The organism is Pseudomonas salicis, assembly GCF_057128705.1.
In genome coordinates, this window is the sequence record NZ_JBSKHU010000007.1 from 83,438 (window position 1) to 99,064 (window position 15,627).

General features: G+C 60.3%; 12 protein-coding genes. 9 read left to right on the forward strand and 3 right to left on the reverse strand.

Features of this window, described 5'->3' with window-relative positions:
* The first annotated feature begins 204 nt into the window (after positions 1-204).
* Entirely contained in the window at positions 205-993 is a 789-nt protein-coding gene (locus ACWKWE_RS24310) for a MetQ/NlpA family ABC transporter substrate-binding protein (protein ID WP_166595830.1), read from the forward strand.
* 143 nt (positions 994-1,136) lie between these two features.
* On the opposite strand, the gene ACWKWE_RS24315 is transcribed toward ACWKWE_RS24310, so the two are convergent.
* Positions 1,137-1,289: a hypothetical protein gene (locus tag ACWKWE_RS24315; RefSeq protein WP_483851944.1), complete on the reverse strand. Its 153-nt coding sequence runs from the start codon at positions 1,287-1,289 to the stop codon at positions 1,137-1,139.
* A gap of 264 nt (positions 1,290-1,553) precedes the next feature.
* Here ACWKWE_RS24315 and ACWKWE_RS24320 point away from each other — a divergent pair, with 264 nt between their 5' ends.
* From ACWKWE_RS24320 to ACWKWE_RS24335, 4 genes are all read left to right on the forward strand, one after another.
* Positions 1,554-2,450, forward strand: a complete 897-nt coding sequence (locus ACWKWE_RS24320) for a TauD/TfdA dioxygenase family protein (protein WP_166595828.1) — start codon at positions 1,554-1,556, stop codon at positions 2,448-2,450.
* A 27-nt stretch (positions 2,451-2,477) separates the two neighbouring features.
* On the forward strand, positions 2,478-3,359 hold the full coding sequence (locus tag ACWKWE_RS24325; protein ID WP_166595827.1) for an ABC transporter ATP-binding protein: 882 nt from the start codon (positions 2,478-2,480) through the stop codon (positions 3,357-3,359).
* Between the two features lie 176 nt (positions 3,360-3,535).
* The gene (locus tag ACWKWE_RS24330) at positions 3,536-4,402 is read left to right on the forward strand and encodes an ABC transporter permease (RefSeq protein WP_166595826.1); all 867 of its coding nucleotides are present in this window, start codon (positions 3,536-3,538) and stop codon (positions 4,400-4,402) included.
* Between the two features lie 52 nt (positions 4,403-4,454).
* Complete coding sequence (locus ACWKWE_RS24335) at positions 4,455-5,474, forward strand: ABC transporter substrate-binding protein (protein WP_341961293.1); 1,020 nt, start codon at positions 4,455-4,457, stop codon at positions 5,472-5,474.
* 236 nt (positions 5,475-5,710) lie between these two features.
* On the opposite strand, the gene ACWKWE_RS24340 is transcribed toward ACWKWE_RS24335, so the two are convergent.
* Positions 5,711-6,877, reverse strand: coding sequence for an AAA family ATPase (locus ACWKWE_RS24340; RefSeq protein WP_483851945.1), 1,167 nt, complete (start codon positions 6,875-6,877; stop codon positions 5,711-5,713).
* Between the two features lie 157 nt (positions 6,878-7,034).
* On the opposite strand from ACWKWE_RS24340, the gene ACWKWE_RS24345 reads away from it, so the two are divergent.
* The 4 genes from ACWKWE_RS24345 (at position 7,035) to ACWKWE_RS24360 (ending at position 14,719) form a co-directional block, all read left to right on the forward strand.
* Positions 7,035-8,162, forward strand: coding sequence for an efflux RND transporter periplasmic adaptor subunit (locus ACWKWE_RS24345; protein ID WP_483851946.1), 1,128 nt, complete (start codon positions 7,035-7,037; stop codon positions 8,160-8,162).
* Positions 8,159-9,229 carry an efflux RND transporter periplasmic adaptor subunit gene (locus tag ACWKWE_RS24350; RefSeq protein ID WP_483851947.1) on the forward strand — a complete coding sequence of 357 codons (1,071 nt, stop codon included), beginning with the start codon at positions 8,159-8,161 and terminating at the stop codon, positions 9,227-9,229. Before ACWKWE_RS24345 ends, ACWKWE_RS24350 begins: the two co-directional genes overlap by 4 nt.
* Complete coding sequence (locus ACWKWE_RS24355) at positions 9,226-12,378, forward strand: efflux RND transporter permease subunit (RefSeq protein WP_483851948.1); 3,153 nt, start codon at positions 9,226-9,228, stop codon at positions 12,376-12,378. The genes ACWKWE_RS24350 and ACWKWE_RS24355 overlap by 4 nt, the downstream gene beginning before the upstream one ends.
* Before the next feature lie 97 nt (positions 12,379-12,475).
* Positions 12,476-14,719, forward strand: coding sequence for a glycoside hydrolase (locus ACWKWE_RS24360; RefSeq protein WP_483851949.1), 2,244 nt, complete (start codon positions 12,476-12,478; stop codon positions 14,717-14,719).
* Positions 14,720-14,869: 150 nt separating this feature from the next.
* Here ACWKWE_RS24360 and ACWKWE_RS24365 read toward each other — a convergent pair whose 3' ends face one another.
* Positions 14,870-15,496, reverse strand: coding sequence for a class I SAM-dependent methyltransferase (locus ACWKWE_RS24365; RefSeq protein ID WP_166595819.1), 627 nt, complete (start codon positions 15,494-15,496; stop codon positions 14,870-14,872).
* Between the last annotated feature and the right edge of the window lie 131 nt (positions 15,497-15,627).

Genomic DNA, 15,627 nt, shown 5'->3' on the forward strand with positions numbered 1-15,627 from the left:
GCGCTGACGTAGAGCCATTTGGAGATCATGAGAGATGGCCAAAAGCCTCCTGAGAACCAAAAAGCATAACGATTCGCTTAAAAAGTATTGTCTCGGAATAAAAAATCTCGGTAATGTCCGCATCAGCCGCCACCCATGGGGTCGTACCCGCGGCACTATCTCGACAGAGTTGCCCACAAGGCGACCGGATTTTAAGGACATCGCATGAAAAAGACGTTGTTGTTCACCGCACTGGCGGCTGCCCTCTCCTTTGGCGTCAACGCAGCCCAGGCTGCCGAGAAACTGGTCGTCGGCGCGACGGCCGTTCCCCACGCCGAGATCCTGAACCTGATCAAGCCTGAACTGGCCAAAGAAGGCGTGGACCTGGAGATCAAGGTGTTCACTGACTACGTGCAGCCAAACGTGCAGCTGAACGAAAAACGTCTGGACGCCAACTACTTCCAGACCAAGCCTTACCTGGATGGCTTCAACAAAGGTAAAGGCGCGACGCTGGTGACTGGCGTGGGCGTACACGTTGAACCGTTCGGCGGCTACTCCAAGAAGTGGAAGTCCATTGACCAATTGCCTGAAGGCGCCACCGTTGCCATTCCGAACGAAGGCAGCAACGCCGGTCGTGCGCTGCTCCTGCTGCAGAAGAACGGTCTGATCACCCTGAAAGACCCGACCAACGCGCTGGCGACCCCGAAAGACATCGCCACCAACCCGAAAAAACTGAAATTCCGCGAGCTGGAATCCGCTCTGCTGCCACGCGCTCTGGACCAGGTTGACCTGGACCTGATCAACACCAACTACGCGCTGGAAGCCAAACTGAATCCGAAGAAAGACGCGCTGATCATCGAAGGTGCCGATTCGCCTTACGTGAACTTCCTCGTCACCCGTACCGACAACGCCCACACCGACGCGATCAACAAGCTGTCCAAGGCGCTGACCAGCCAGGAAGTCAAAGACTTCATCAACAAGAAGTACGACGGCGCGGTATTGCCAGCGTTCTGATGTTGTAGGGGCAGCTGATATCTCTGTAGGAGTGAGCTTGCTCGCGATGGCGGCTGATGAGTCATCATTGCAGTGCCTGACCTAACGGTTCGCGAGCAAGCTCACTCCAACAAAGTCCGCCGTATGCCGGAAAAGAGTCGAGCTCACTGCCCCACGTTTTTCACGCCGACGGCTCGTACATGCGTCGGCGTTTTTGCATCTGCGCTCAAGGCGCGCCGTAAGGCAATGAGCAATTTAACGTTGTCGTCCTGCACTTTGTCGGACGAGTGATCGTTGAAGCCTGCGCGTTCCGGCATGATCGTTCCTCTTTTTCTTATCTCTGAAAAGCGCCTCGGATCGCAGCGAGCAACGCTGCGAGGCAGGAGATAGACACGCATTTTGCCTTTCGGGTTCGTGGCTAAAGATAAGAATTTGGTATCCGGACCGTTACCGATACTGGCATTGCGCCGTCGCTAGTTCTTTCAGCGCTATCCATATGCTCTAACGATATTTAAATTTCTCTTCTTATATCTATAAAGTCCCGACTTCTCAGTCACACCTATTCTGGAGTCGGAGTTCTCATGCCAGCAGCCTCCCAAGCTTCCACGTCCGCTCAAGCACCGAGTCAGCAGTTCGATGTGCGTCCATTCGCCGAAAAGGTGGGCGCAGAAATCGTCGGACTGGACCTGTCCCGGCCGCTGAATGACGCAGACTTCGCCCGCGTACACCGAGCGCACCTGGATCACCACGTTGTTGTGTTCCGCGATCAGCAGATCACGCCGCAGCAACAGATCGATTTCAGCCGCCGTTTCGGCGTGCTGCAGATTCACGTGCTCAAGCAGTTCCTGCTCGCCAACCACCCTGAAATCCTGATCGTCTCTAACATCGTTGAAAACGGTCAGCCGGTGGGTCTGGGCGATGCCGGTAAATACTGGCACTCGGACCTGTCCTACAAAGAGCTGCCGAGCCTCGGTTCGATGCTGTACGCCCAGGAGCTGCCGAGCGAAGGCGGCGACACGTTGTTCGCCGACATGCATCAGGCATGGGAAACTTTGCCTGAGCACCTGCGCAAAGCCGTTGAAGGCCGCAAAGCCGTTCACAGCTACACCTCGCGCTACAGCCACGGCAAAAACGCCGAGAACTGGCGCCCGACGCTGAGCGCCGAGCAATTGGCCCAGGTCGCGGTGGTCAGCCACCCGATCGTGCGCACGCACCCGGAAAACGGTCGCAAGGCTCTGTTCGTCAGCGAGGGGTTCACCACGCACATCGTGGACATCCCGGAAGACGAAAGCCGCGCGATTCTCGAAGAGATCTACGCCCACAGCGTGCGTCCGGAAAACGTCCTGCGCCACAAATGGCAGGAGAACGACATGGTGTTCTGGGACAACCGTTCCCTGATCCACCTGGCGGGCGGCACGCCTGACCATCTGCGTCGTCGTCTGCACCGCACCACCATTCAGGGCGATGCTCCGTTCTGATTCACACCGATTGAGGGAGCCCGCTCCATGAACGCTGTTCTGCAAAGCCACACGGCTAGCAATCGCTCGAACGCGCAAGAGGCCAATCAGCCTACCGCTGAAGCGCTATTGCAAGTCCAGGGCGTCAGCCTTGAATACCGCACGCCGGAACGCGTGGTGCGGGCCACTCATCAAGTCAGTTTCGAAATCGACCCGGCTGACCGCTTCGTCCTCCTCGGCCCGTCGGGTTGCGGCAAATCGACGTTGCTCAAGGCCGTTGCCGGTTTCATCACGCCCAGCGAAGGGCAGATTCGTCTGGCCGGTCAGCAGGTCACAGAGCCGGGGCCGGACCGAATTGTCGTGTTTCAGGAGTTCGATCAGCTTCCGCCGTGGAAGACCGTGATTGAGAACGTCATGTTCCCGCTGCTGGCCTCGCGCACCCTCAAGCGTCGCGAAGCCGAAGAGCGGGCGCGGCATTATCTGGAAAAGGTCGGCCTGAGCGCATTTGCCGACGCCTACCCGCACACCCTGTCGGGGGGCATGAAGGCGCGTGTGGCGATTGCCCGTGCGCTGGCAATGCAGCCGAAAATTCTGCTGATGGACGAGCCGTTCGCCGCGCTCGATGCCTTGACCCGTCGCAAGATGCAGGAAGAACTGCTGGAGCTGTGGGAAGAGGTGCGCTTCACGCTGTTGTTCGTGACCCACTCCATCGAAGAAGCACTGGTCGTGGGTAACCGGATTTTGCTGCTGTCGCCGCATCCAGGCCGCGTGCGTGCCGAGATCAACAGCCATCAGTACGACCTGAAAAGCCTCGGCGGCGTGGATTTCCAGGCCTCCGCGCAGCGCATTCACCGGCTGCTGTTCGACGAAGGCGAAGCGCCTGCGGTCGAGCAGGATTTGCGGTTTCAGGATATTCGGATCGCTTACTGATCGCGCACTTGATGCATGACTTGAACATCACCGAACGCCCGGATTGAACGCGCCTTGTAGGAGTGAGCTTGCTCGCGATAGCGGTGTGTCATTCACCACACCACTGTGTGATCTGACGCATCGCGAGCAAGCTCACTCCTACAGGGGTTGGGTCGAATTCAAAAGAGATTTCCACCATGAGCCTTTCACCCCCCATTCGCGAGGAATACGAAGTCGCGCTGGAGCCTTTCACTCAGGAAGACCTGGCCCGCGACATTCCGCTCGTGCAACGCATCTGGCAGCAGAGCTGGGTGCGCAAGACCGTGATCCTGATCGCCCTGGCGGTGATCTGGGAAATCGCCGCGCGCATTCAGGGCAATGACCTGTTGCTGCCGAGTTTCATCGACACCGCCAAGGCCTTCATCGATGGCATCGTCACTGGCGAGCTGCTGGCCAAGGTGTGGATTTCCCTGACCGTGCTGGTCAAGGGCTACCTGATCGGCATCGTGCTGGCGTTCTTCATGACCACGCTGGCCGTGTCTACGCAATTGGGGCGCGACCTGCTCGGCACGCTGACCTCGATGCTCAACCCACTGCCCGCCATCGCGCTGCTGCCGCTGTCGCTGTTGTGGTTTGGGTTGGGCGAAAACAGCCTGATCTTTGTGCTGGTTCACTCGGTGCTGTGGGCTTTGGCGCTGAACACCTACGCTGGCTTTCTTGGCGTGTCCGAAACCCAACGCATGGCTGGCCGCAACTATGGCCTGAAGGGTATTCGCTTTGTCTGGCACATCCTGATTCCTGCAGCGCTGCCGTCGATTCTGGCGGGCCTGAAAATCGGCTGGGCGTTCGCCTGGCGCACCCTGATCGCCGCCGAGCTGGTGTTCGGCGCGTCCTCGGGGAAAGGCGGTCTGGGTTGGTACATCTTCCAGAACCGCAACGAGCTGTACACCGACAAGGTGTTCGCGGGCCTCGCGGCCGTGATCATCATCGGGCTGCTGGTGGAAAACCTGCTGTTCAGCAATGTGGAGCGCCTGACCGTGAAGCGGTGGGGCATGCAGCGCTGAGACCGGGATATAAGACTCATCCAACACTTTTCGCTTCTTTTGTGAGGAATTTATGGGGACTTCTTTCAAACGCCCGACGCTGACTGCGCTGGCCGTCACACTCGGTCTGACCGGCGCGCTGCTGAGCAGTGGCGCACACGCCGAAGGCAAGATCAGCATCGCCCAGCAGTTCGGCATCGGTTACCTGATTCTCGACGTCGTGCAGCAGCAGAAGCTGATCGAGAAGCACGGCAAGGAAGAGGGCATCGACATCAAGGTCGACTGGAACAGCATTTCCGGCGCCACCGCGATGAACGAAGCGCTGCTGGCGGGTGCGCTGGACGTTGTGTCGGCAGGCGTTCCGCCGATGTTGACCATCTGGGACCGCACCAAGGGCAAGCAGAACGTCAAGGCCATCGCCTCGCTGGGTTCGATGCCGAACTACCTGCTGAGCAACAAGCCGGACGTGAAGACCGTGAAGGATTTCACCGACAAAGACCGCATTGCCGTCCCGGCAGCGGGCGTGGGCTTCCAGTCGCGCACCTTGCAGATCGAGACCGCCAAGCTGTTCGGTAACGCCAACTACAAGAAATTCGACGACATCTCCGTCAGCCTGCCGCACCCGGACGCCACCTCGGCGCTGATCGCAGGCGGTTCGGAAATCAGCGCGCACTTCTCCAGCCCGCCGTTCCAGTATCAGGAGCTGGAGAACCCGAACGTGCATAAAGTGCTGAGTTCGTATGACGTGCTGGGCGGTCAGGCCACGTTCAACGTGCTCTACACCACCCAGAAATTCCACGACGAAAACCCGAAGACCTACAAAGCCTTCTACGACGCGCTGGCGGAAGCCGAGAAGATCATCAAGGCCGACAAGAACGCCGCAGCGAAGACCTACATCGAGGTCGAGAAGTCCAAGCTGCCGTTGCCGCTGGTTGAAAAGATCGTCAACGACCCGGAAATCGACTTCACCATCGTGCCGCAACGCACTTACATCTATGCCGAGAAACTGAATGAGATCGGCGTGCTGAAGAACAAGGCCGACAGCTGGAAGGATTTCTTCTTTGAAGAAGCTCATGGTGGGGCGGGTAGCTGATCCGCGCTCGCAGGGTTTTTAGCCGACATCTCCTGACCGGTCACTGCGCGCTCCTACGTTTTTTTGGTGTTTTCCATGATCTGCGCCAACCCGCGATCCCTGTAGGAGTGAGCTTGCTCGCGATTGCGTCGTGTCAGACGCTATTAATGGTTCTGATACTCCGCCATCGCGAGCAAGCTCACTCCTACAAAACGGTGATCGTCTCCATGCTCTGCGTGGGATTGATCAAGCGTTCTTCAATCCGGCCAATGCCAGGCCGGTTGATCCAGCATCCCCTGACCGACAATCCTGGTCTGTCCCAATTCTTTCTCCAACACGATGCTGTTGCATTCTGGGTCCTGCTCCAGCGCGGCGATCAAACGGCTGGCGTGTGACACGACCCACACCTGACAACGCTGCGATGCGCGAATGATCAACCTTGCCAACGCAGGCAGCAGGTCGGGGTGAAGGCTGGTTTCCGGTTCGTTCAGGACCATCATGGTCGGCGGGCGGCGTGTCAGCAGGGCGGCGATCAGCAGCAGATACCGCAACGTGCCGTCCGACAGCTCGGACCCGGACAGCGGCCTCAATAACCCCTCTTGATAAAACTCCAATGAGAATAACCCGCCACCCTGCGCATCGATGGCCACTCGCGCCCCCGGAAAGGCGTCGCTGATCGCGGCGTCCAGCGCCTCCGGTTCTCCAATCTCCCGAATGGTCTGCAAGGCCGCTGCCAGGTCTCGCCCGTCGTGATGCAGCACCGGCGTGCGCGTACCCAGTTGCGGTTTGCGCGCAGGCGCGTCGGAATCGCTGCGGAAGTGATCATAAAATCGCCAACCACGAATGCTCTCTCGCAGTTGCAGCACTTCCGGCGATGAGCGCAGGTTGCCCACCTGATCGAACAGGCTGTCGAAGGTCGGGGTGTGTTGCGCCAGAACCTCCCAACTGCGGCCTTCGCGAGTCCGAACCATTGGCCCGGCGCGGTCCACCAGCAGACTGGCAGGGCGATACAGCGGCCCGGCCCAGATGCATTCGCGCTTGATCTCCGGGTCCAGGGCGAACGCCGTGGGCGCGTTCGACGGCGGAGGCAGCCCCAGCGAAATCGCGTAGCTGAAATCCTCGGCCGCAAACCCCAGGCGCAATCGAACGACCTCTTTGCGCGGCCCGCCCTGCACTTCGACTTCACCGTTGCGCATGCGTCGGCTGATGCTCTCCGGTCCCGCCCAGAACGTGGACTTCAACCCGCCCTCACGGGCCAGCGCATTGATCACCCCGCCTTGGGCCGTTTCGGCCAGCAAACGCAGGGCGCGGTAGAGGTTGGACTTGCCGCTGCCGTTGGGTCCGGTGATCAGGTTCAGGCGTGCCAGCGGCATCACCAGCGTGTTGATCGAGCGGTAATTGGCGACGGCGAGGGTGGTCAGCATCGGGCCTTCCTTGCGATGAACGTGTGCGACGGACGGGTCAGGTTTCGCCGAGTTTAGCGGCCAAAGGAACCCTGATCTACGCTCACAGTCGCATGATCACACCACGACGACGCTCGGTGGCGCGGTGTACGCAACGGCAGTGGCACAAGGAGCTTGCATGCCCGCTCAACCCTCGGTTCTTCACACTGGCCTAACGGCCCTCGCGCTCGGCATGTGCCTGGCGCTGCTGTCTGGCTGCGGCAAGGAAAAGCCCAAAGACCCCGTGCTGCCGCGCGTGCAGGTTCAACAGGTCAAAACCGCCGAGTTCGCGGCGGCCGTCGCGCTGACGGGCGATATCCAGGCGCGGGTGCAAACCCAACTGTCATTCCGCGTCGGCGGCAAGATCATTCAGCGCATGGTGGATGTGGGCGACCGTATTACGGCCAAGCAGGTGCTCGCCAAGCTCGACCCTAAGGATTTACAGACCAACGTCGATTCGGCCAACGCCGCTGTCGCCGCCGAGCAGGCTCGCGTGAAACAGACCGCCGCTGCGTTCGTGCGTCAGGAAAAGCTGCTGCCGAAAGGCTACACCAGCAAAAGCGAATACGATTCCGCGCAAGCCCAACTGCGTGGCAGCCAGAGCGCGCTGAAAGCCGCCCAAGCCCAGTTGGCCAACGCGCGCGAACAACTGGGCTACACGTCGCTGATCGCCGATGCGCCGGGCATCATCACGGCGCGTCAGGCCGAAGTGGGTCAGGTGGTTCAAGCGACCATGCCGATTTTCAGTCAGGCCCGGGATGGCGAACGCGACGCTGTGTTCAACGTCTACGAGTCGTTGTTCGTCAACCCGCCAACGGATCAGCCGGTCGAAGTCACGCTGCTTGATAACCCGCAAATCAAGGCCACCGGCAAGGTGCGCGAAGTCACCCCAGCGGTGTCGGCGCAGACCGGCACGCTACAGGTGAAGATTGCACTGGAGACTCTGCCTCAAGGCATGCAGCTCGGCTCCGTCGTCAGTGCCGCGCTGTCGGTGCCTGCGAAACAGAGCGTCGAACTGCCATGGTCGGCCCTTACAAAAGGGCTGGGCGATCAACTCGGCCAACCTGCCGTTTGGGTGGTCGATGACCAGAACAAGGTCAGCCTGCGTGGCGTAACGGTCGGGCGTTACCTGACGGGCAAAGTCATCATCATCGACGGTTTGAAGAACGACGAGAAAGTCGTGGTCGCTGGCAATCAACTGCTGCACCCGGACATGAAGGTCGAACTGGCTGACGTCTACAAGAACCCGACAGGAGCACCGCAATGAAGCGCCTGACGGGAGTGACGTTGATGGCATTGCTCATAAGCGCGTGCAGCAAGGAAGAGCCACCACCGGAGCCCGTGCGCCCGGTGTTGTTCGTCGAGGTGAAACCTCAGGCGGAGGAAAGCCTCGGACGTTTCGCCGGCAACATCGCGGCGCGTTATGAAAGCACCTTGGGTTTCCGCGTCTCGGGCCGCATCGCCCAGCGCAGTGTCGATGTGGGCGCTGAAGTGAAGAAGGGTGACATGCTCGCCGTACTCGACCCGACCGACCAGCAGAATCAGGTGCGTTCGACCCAGGGCGATCTGGCCCGCGTCGAGGCGCAGTTGATCAATGCCCAGGCCAATGCGCGGCGTCAGCAGGAGCTGTTCGACCGAGGCGTCGGCGCGCAGGCGGCGCTGGATGTCGCAGTGACCGACCTCAAAACCTCCCAGTCTTCATTCGATCAGTCCAAGGCTGCGTTGCAACAGGCCAAGGACCAATTAAGCTACAGCGAATTGCGCACGGACCACGACGCCGTCGTGACCCAATGGAAAGTCGAAGCGGGGCAAGTGGTCAGCGCGGGCGAGCAGGTGGTGACGCTGGCACGTCCGGACATCAAGGAAGCCGTGATCGACCTGCCGGGACCGCTGGCTGAGCAATTGCCCAACGACGTGGTGTTCAAGGTCGCCAGCCAACTGGAACCAGCCATCAACACCACGGCCACCCTGCGTGAACTCGAACCGCAAGCTGAAAGCACGACGCGCACCCGTCGCGCACGCCTCACCCTGGCCGACACGCCGCCGTCATTCCGACTGGGCACGGCGATCAGCGTAACCCTCAGTTCGGCCATCGAGCCGCGCATCGAATTGCCGCTCACGGCGTTGCAGGAGATCGACGGCAAGCAGCAGATCTGGATCGTCGATACCCAGAACCAGACCGTGTCGCCGCGTCCGGTCCATGTGGTCAGTCGCGACACCGACAGCATGGTGCTGGCCGGTGGCGTGAAGGGCGGCGAGCGCGTGGTGACCGCCGGTGTGAACAGCCTCAAACCGGGGCAGAAAGTCAAAGTCGATAAGGACAGCCCACGATGAAAGGGAAGTTCAACCTCTCCGATTGGGCGCTCAAGCATCAGTCTTTTGTCTGGTACCTGATGTTCGTCGGCTTGCTGATGGGCGTGTTTTCGTACATGAACCTGGGCCGCGAGGAAGACCCCTCGTTCACCATCAAAACCATGGTCATCCAGACCCGCTGGCCGGGCGCGACCGTGGACGAAACCCTGGAGCAAGTCACCGACCGCATCGAGAAAAAACTCGAAGAGCTCGACTCCCTCGACTACGTGAAAAGCTACACCCGACCGGGCGAGTCCACAGTCTTCGTTTACCTGCGGGACACCACCAGCGCGGCCGCGATTCCGGAGATCTGGTACCAGGTCCGCAAGAAAATTGATGACATTCGCGGGACCTTTCCTCAAGGGTTACAAGGCCCGGCGTTCAACGACGAGTTCGGTGACGTCTACGGCTCGATCTACGCCTTTACCGCTGACGGGCTGACGATGCGCCAGCTGCGGGACTATGTCGAACAGGTCCGCGTGCAAATCCGCGATGTGCCAGGGCTGGGCAAGGTCGAGATGATCGGCCAGCAGGACGAAGTGCTGTACCTGAATTTCTCCACCCGCAAGTTGGCGGCGTTGGGGCTGGATCAGCGCCAGGTCGTGCAAAGCCTGCAATCGCAGAACACCGTGACGCCTGCGGGGGTGATCGAGGCCGGGCCTGAGCGCATTTCGGTGCGCACGTCCGGCCAGTTCGCCTCCGAGAAGGATTTGGAAACGGTCAACCTGCGCCTCAACGACCGTTTCTATCGCCTGACCGATATCGCCGACATCAGCCGGGGTTACGTCGATCCGCCCAAGCCGCTGTTTCGCTACAACGGCAAGCCGGCTATCGGCTTGGCGATTGCGATGAAAAAGGGCGGCAACGTCCAAGAGTTCGGCAAAGACCTGCATGCGCGGATGGAGGCGGCGACCGCCGACCTGCCCATCGGCGTGGGCGTGAACAACGTCTCGGATCAGGCGCAGGTGGTGGAAAAAGCCGTCGGTGGCTTCACCAGCGCGCTGTTCGAGGCGGTGGTGATCGTGCTGATCGTGAGCTTTATCAGCCTCGGCATGCGCGCCGGGCTGGTGGTGGCGTGCTCGATCCCGCTGGTGCTGGCGATGGTCTTCGTGTTCATGGAGTACAGCGGCATCACCATGCAACGGATTTCGCTGGGCGCGCTGATCATCGCCCTCGGCTTGCTGGTGGACGACGCCATGATCACGGTCGAGATGATGGTCTCGCGGCTGGAAATGGGCGATTCCAAAGAGCAGGCCGCGACCTTCGCCTACACCTCGACGGCGTTCCCGATGCTCACCGGTACGCTGGTGACGGTGGCCGGTTTCGTGCCCATCGGCCTCAACGCCAGTTCGGCGGGGGAATACACCTTCACGCTGTTCGCGGTGATTGCCGTGGCGATGCTGGTGTCGTGGGTCGTGGCAGTGCTGTTCGCGCCAGTCATTGGCGTACACATTCTCAGCGAGAAGGTGAAAAAGAAAGACGAACACCACAAGCCGGGCCGCATCGCCCGAGCCTTCAACACCTCGATGTTCTGGGCCATGCGGCATCGCTGGCTGACGATCATCGTCACGGTGCTGCTGTTCGCGACCTCGGTGTTTTGCATGCGCTTTGTGCAGAACCAGTTCTTCCCGTCGTCTGACCGACCGGAAATCCTCGTCGACCTCAATTTGCCGCAAAACGCCTCGATCAACGAGACGCGCAAGGCTGTGGACAAACTGGAAGCGAGCCTCAAGGACGACCCGGACATCGTGCGCTGGAGCACCTACATCGGGCAGGGCGCGGTGCGTTTCTACCTGCCGTTGGACCAGCAACTGGAAAACCCGTATTACGCGCAACTGGTGATCGTCAGCAAAGGCCTGGAAGAGCGTGCCGGGCTGATGGACCGCCTGAAAAAACGCCTGCGTGATGAGTTCGTCGGCATTGGCACCTACGTGCAGCCGCTGGAAATGGGCCCGCCAGTGGGGCGTCCGATTCAGTACCGGGTCAGTGGCGATAACATCGACAAAGTGCGTCAACACGCTATCGACCTCGCGACGCTGCTCGACAAGAACCAGCACATCGGGGAAATGATTTACGACTGGAACGAGCCGGGCAAGGTCCTGCGCATCGACATCAATCAGGACAAGGCACGGCAACTCGGGCTGTCGTCGGAAGACGTCGCCCAGCTGATGAACAGCATCGTCACCGGTTCGGCCGTGACCCAGGTGCGCGACGACATTTACCTGATCAACGTGGTCGGGCGCGCTGTGGACGTTGAACGCGGCTCGCCGGAAACCCTGCAAAACCTGCAAATCGTCACGCCGCAGGGCACATCGATTCCGTTGCTGGCGTTCGCCAATGTTCGGTATGAGCTGGAGCAGCCGCTGGTCTGGCGCCGCGACCGCAAGCCGACCATCACATTGAAGGCCGCTGTGCGTGACGAGATGCAGCCGACCGATCTGGTGAAAGAGCTGAAGCCCGAAATCGACAAGTTCGCCTCGGCGCTGCCACCGGGCTACAAGATCGCCACCGGCGGTACGGTGGAAGAGAGCGGCAAGGCCCAAGGGCCAATTGCCAAGGTCGTGCCGCTGATGATCTTCCTGATGGCGACCTTCCTGATGATTCAGCTGCACAGCGTGCAGAAGATGTTCCTCGTGGCGAGTGTCGCGCCGCTCGGGTTGATCGGCGTGGTGCTGGCGCTGGTCCCGACCGGCACGCCCATGGGCTTCGTGGCGATCCTTGGGATTCTCGCGTTGATCGGCATCATCATCCGCAACTCGGTGATTCTGGTGACGCAAATCCACGAATACGAAGTCGCCGGTTATCTGCCCTGGGATGCTGTGGCCGAAGCCACCGAGCATCGACGACGCCCGATTCTGTTGACGGCTGCTGCGGCGAGTCTGGGCATGATTCCGATTGCCCGCGAAGTGTTTTGGGGGCCGATGGCCTACGCGATGATCGGCGGGATCATCATCGCCACCCTGCTGACGCTGTTGTTCCTGCCTGCGCTGTACGTGGCCTGGTACAAGATCAAAGAGCCGACGCAGGAACAGCGGGATAAATCCGAACAGGAGAAAAAGCGCAGAGCCGAGGGCCACGGCGCGGACGATGAAGACGAGGACGAAGAGGGTGAGCCCGCACCTACACGCTAAGTCTCATCGGCCTACGTTGCCGTGGGAAACGTCTGAACGACGTTTGTAGGCTCCCTGAGTACGGTCGACAGCCTTGATCACTCAGTGGGTTGTCGTCATGTGTAGTTTCATTTTGCGTGCCGTGGGAGTGCTGTGTGCGTTCGTTTGCGGGTCTGTTGTCGCCAGTGAAACGTTGGAAAATGAATTCTGGCGGGTCGAGCTTGAGCCGAAGACGATGGCGATCAGGGTGCATCCCATTGGCCAATCGGCGATTCACGTGTCGTCGGGCGTTGCGTCGCATGCCGTCGGTCACATCGAACGGACTTCGGATCGCCTGAATTGGCAATGGGATGACGGTGCCTGGGCGCTTGAAGCGCGCCTCGAACGGCGCGAATTGTTGCTGACTGTCACCGCCCGTGAGGCAGGCACGCTGGCGTTCCTCAACCAACCGGCGAACGCCATGGGTCGCGCCTTGATCTGGCCGCTTGCCGAAGGGCATTACGTGCCCCGAGGTCATGCGGTGTGGCAGCGGTTTCTGGTCGATCAAGGTTCACTCAATACTACGCAGGACTTGAGCCTGCCGCTGTGGGGCATGGACCACGGCGCGTTCAGCCTCACCTGGCTGATGACCCAGCCATTCAATAATCAGCTGACACTCAAGGCTCAGGGCGATGGGCTGGCGTTGACTGCGGCTCACGAATTCACGTCCCTCGATCCCCATGCGCCCCTGACTTTTCGCCTTTACCTTGGGGATTCAGATCCGCTGGCGGGTGCGCGTCGCTACCGGCAATGGCTGATCGACAGCGGCGCCTATCAGACACTCGACGAGAAACTCGCCAAAACCCCCGAAGCCCGCAAATTGAGCGGGGCGGCCCATGCGTACCTATGGGGCAACGATTTGCTGGGGTTGAAAGATGTTCGATCCTGGTCGCGGCTGATCGACGCGCTGAACTCTTCTGCACCGCTCGCCGTACGGCTCAAGGGGCACATGAATGCCGAGGCGCGCGCGATGCTTGACCCTTCGCGTCCGCCATTGCAGCGCTGGGAGCAAGTCGTGGTGCTGCGCGATTTGAACGGCGCGTTCAACACAGCGGCTCGCGCACGTTGGCGCAGAGGTGCTCAACCAGACATGGACGTTCTGGCGTCGAGTTACGGTGAGTGGCGAACTGAAATCGCCCGGTTTTTCGGGGATGCACTGACGGATGACCCCTCGCGCTGGGGCGGCATGCTCACAGCGAAAAACATCGAGTTGTTCCGAGCGGCGGGTCTCACGCGGTTGTGGCTTGGTCTTGGTGACGGCTGGGAAGGCGGGCTGTGGCATCCCGAAGCGGTGCGTGCAGCCGTGAAGGCGGGCTACCTGATTTCCCCCTACGACTCGTACGAAACGGCGCTGGCCGATAGCGAAAACCCGGACTGGACCACCGCACACTTGGGCAGCAATGCGCACCGCGACTGCGGCATCGTGTTGAAGAACGGCACAGCGAAGAGCGGCTTTCAGCAGTCCGGGCATTACACCGATCCTCGTTGCGTCAGGCCATTGCTCGAAGCCCGCGTTCAGGCCGTGCGCGGGGTTGCCGGTTTCAACAGCTGGTTTCTCGACGCTTACGCCACGGGCATGGTCTTCGACAGCTACCGCTCTGGTGCGACCTTGACCCAATCACAGAATGCCTCTGCAAACGAAGACGCAGCGCGTTGGGTGGGCGAGTCTCAGGGGCTGGTCGTGGGCTCAGAAGACGGCCATGCCAGCACCTCGCAGGGCATCTTCTTCGCCCACGGCATGCAGACCCCGGTGATCGGTTGGGGCGATGCGGACATGAGCACGCTCGCTCAATCGCCCTGGTTCGTGGGCAATTGGTATCCCCCGGAAAAACCTGCCGTGTTCTTCAAATCCGTGCCCATCAAAGAGCGCTATCGCGCCGTGCATTTCGACCCGACGACACGCCTTCCGCTGTACCAGGCAGTGTTCCACGGCTCGGTCATCACGACCCATCATTGGCTGTTCGACAGCTTGAAACTGAACAACGTCAGGGCGGAGAACGAGCTGACTCAACTGCTCTACAACGTGCCGCCGTTGTACCACCTGAGCCAGGACACACTTCAGGCCCGGTTGAAGATCATTCAAAAGCAGGACGCTTTCTTTCGCCCACTGCATGAGCGATTGGCGACACAGGCCATGATCGGATTCGAGTGGCTGACGGCTGACCGGTTGGTGCAACAGACCACGTTCAACGACGGCACGCGGCTGGTGGCGAATTTTGATGAAAGGGTGCGAGAGGTGGGCGGGCGTTCGTTTGCTGCTCATAGCGTGACGGCGATCAAAGGAGATAGCGACGTGACCGCTTATCAAGCGACTCTGGACTAATCGCGGAATGCTCGGTCAATGCGTGAACCCTGTGGGAGCGAATTCATTCGCGAATAGCGTTCAGGCGATAGAGATGCATCGACTGTACTGCCTATTCGCGAATGAATTCGCTCCCACAGGTCTGTCATTTGCCGTGAGATCGGTGGTGCTTCAAACCCTACGCCACACACTCGCCAACCAAGGCTGCTGCTCCCTCGGCAGCCCTTCCGGCCGGTAATAATGCTCGACCTCTACGAACCCCGCTTCGGTCAGCAGCGCGCTCCAGGATTCCAGGTCATGGAACGAGCCATACCGCTCGCCCTTCCAGCCTTCCTGATTGTTGCCCCGAGGGTTGGAGCTGAACAGCACGCCACCCGGCTTCAACGCATTGCGCAGCTCGCCCAAGACACGCGGCAATTCCTGACGGGGAACATGAAAGAGTGACGCGTTGGCGAAAATGCCGTCGAAGCGCTCGGCAGGCAGGTCCAATGCGAGAAAGTTCTGGTGGAAGACTTCACAGCCACTGTCGGCACGGGCCATGTCGGCAAAACGCTCCGAGCCGTCCAGCCCGGTCGCTACGTGACCCAAGGCGGTAAACGTGCGCAAATCCCGCCCCGGCCCGCAGCCAAAATCGAGAATCTGAAACGGCGCAACGCCCCGGATATTGCGCAACAACGCGTCGATGTTCTGGCTGACATCATGATCCCGCGTGCCCTCACGAAAGCCCTCCGCCACATCGTTGTAATTGCCCAGCGTGGTGGCGGTGATCTGAGCGAGGTCCTGCGGGTCGAGTTTCATGGGGGCGGATTCTGAGCGGAGGGAGTGGGCAATATACCCTTGCTCGCCGTAGACGACGCAAATCTGTAGGAGTGAGCTTGCTCGCGATGAGGGTGTATCAATCGCAAACGACGTATCTGAACCTCCGCGAT

Coding starts and splice junctions, on each gene's coding strand:
- ACWKWE_RS24310 (WP_166595830.1), top strand. CDS start 205: ATGAAAAAGACGTTGTTGTTCACCGCACTGGCGGCTGCCCTCTCCTTT.
- ACWKWE_RS24315 (WP_483851944.1), bottom strand. CDS start 1,289: ATGCCGGAACGCGCAGGCTTCAACGATCACTCGTCCGACAAAGTGCAG.
- ACWKWE_RS24320 (WP_166595828.1), top strand. CDS start 1,554: ATGCCAGCAGCCTCCCAAGCTTCCACGTCCGCTCAAGCACCGAGTCAG.
- ACWKWE_RS24325 (WP_166595827.1), top strand. CDS start 2,478: ATGAACGCTGTTCTGCAAAGCCACACGGCTAGCAATCGCTCGAACGCG.
- ACWKWE_RS24330 (WP_166595826.1), top strand. CDS start 3,536: ATGAGCCTTTCACCCCCCATTCGCGAGGAATACGAAGTCGCGCTGGAG.
- ACWKWE_RS24335 (WP_341961293.1), top strand. CDS start 4,455: ATGGGGACTTCTTTCAAACGCCCGACGCTGACTGCGCTGGCCGTCACA.
- ACWKWE_RS24340 (WP_483851945.1), bottom strand. CDS start 6,877: ATGCTGACCACCCTCGCCGTCGCCAATTACCGCTCGATCAACACGCTG.
- ACWKWE_RS24345 (WP_483851946.1), top strand. CDS start 7,035: ATGCCCGCTCAACCCTCGGTTCTTCACACTGGCCTAACGGCCCTCGCG.
- ACWKWE_RS24350 (WP_483851947.1), top strand. CDS start 8,159: ATGAAGCGCCTGACGGGAGTGACGTTGATGGCATTGCTCATAAGCGCG.
- ACWKWE_RS24355 (WP_483851948.1), top strand. CDS start 9,226: ATGAAAGGGAAGTTCAACCTCTCCGATTGGGCGCTCAAGCATCAGTCT.
- ACWKWE_RS24360 (WP_483851949.1), top strand. CDS start 12,476: ATGTGTAGTTTCATTTTGCGTGCCGTGGGAGTGCTGTGTGCGTTCGTT.
- ACWKWE_RS24365 (WP_166595819.1), bottom strand. CDS start 15,496: ATGAAACTCGACCCGCAGGACCTCGCTCAGATCACCGCCACCACGCTG.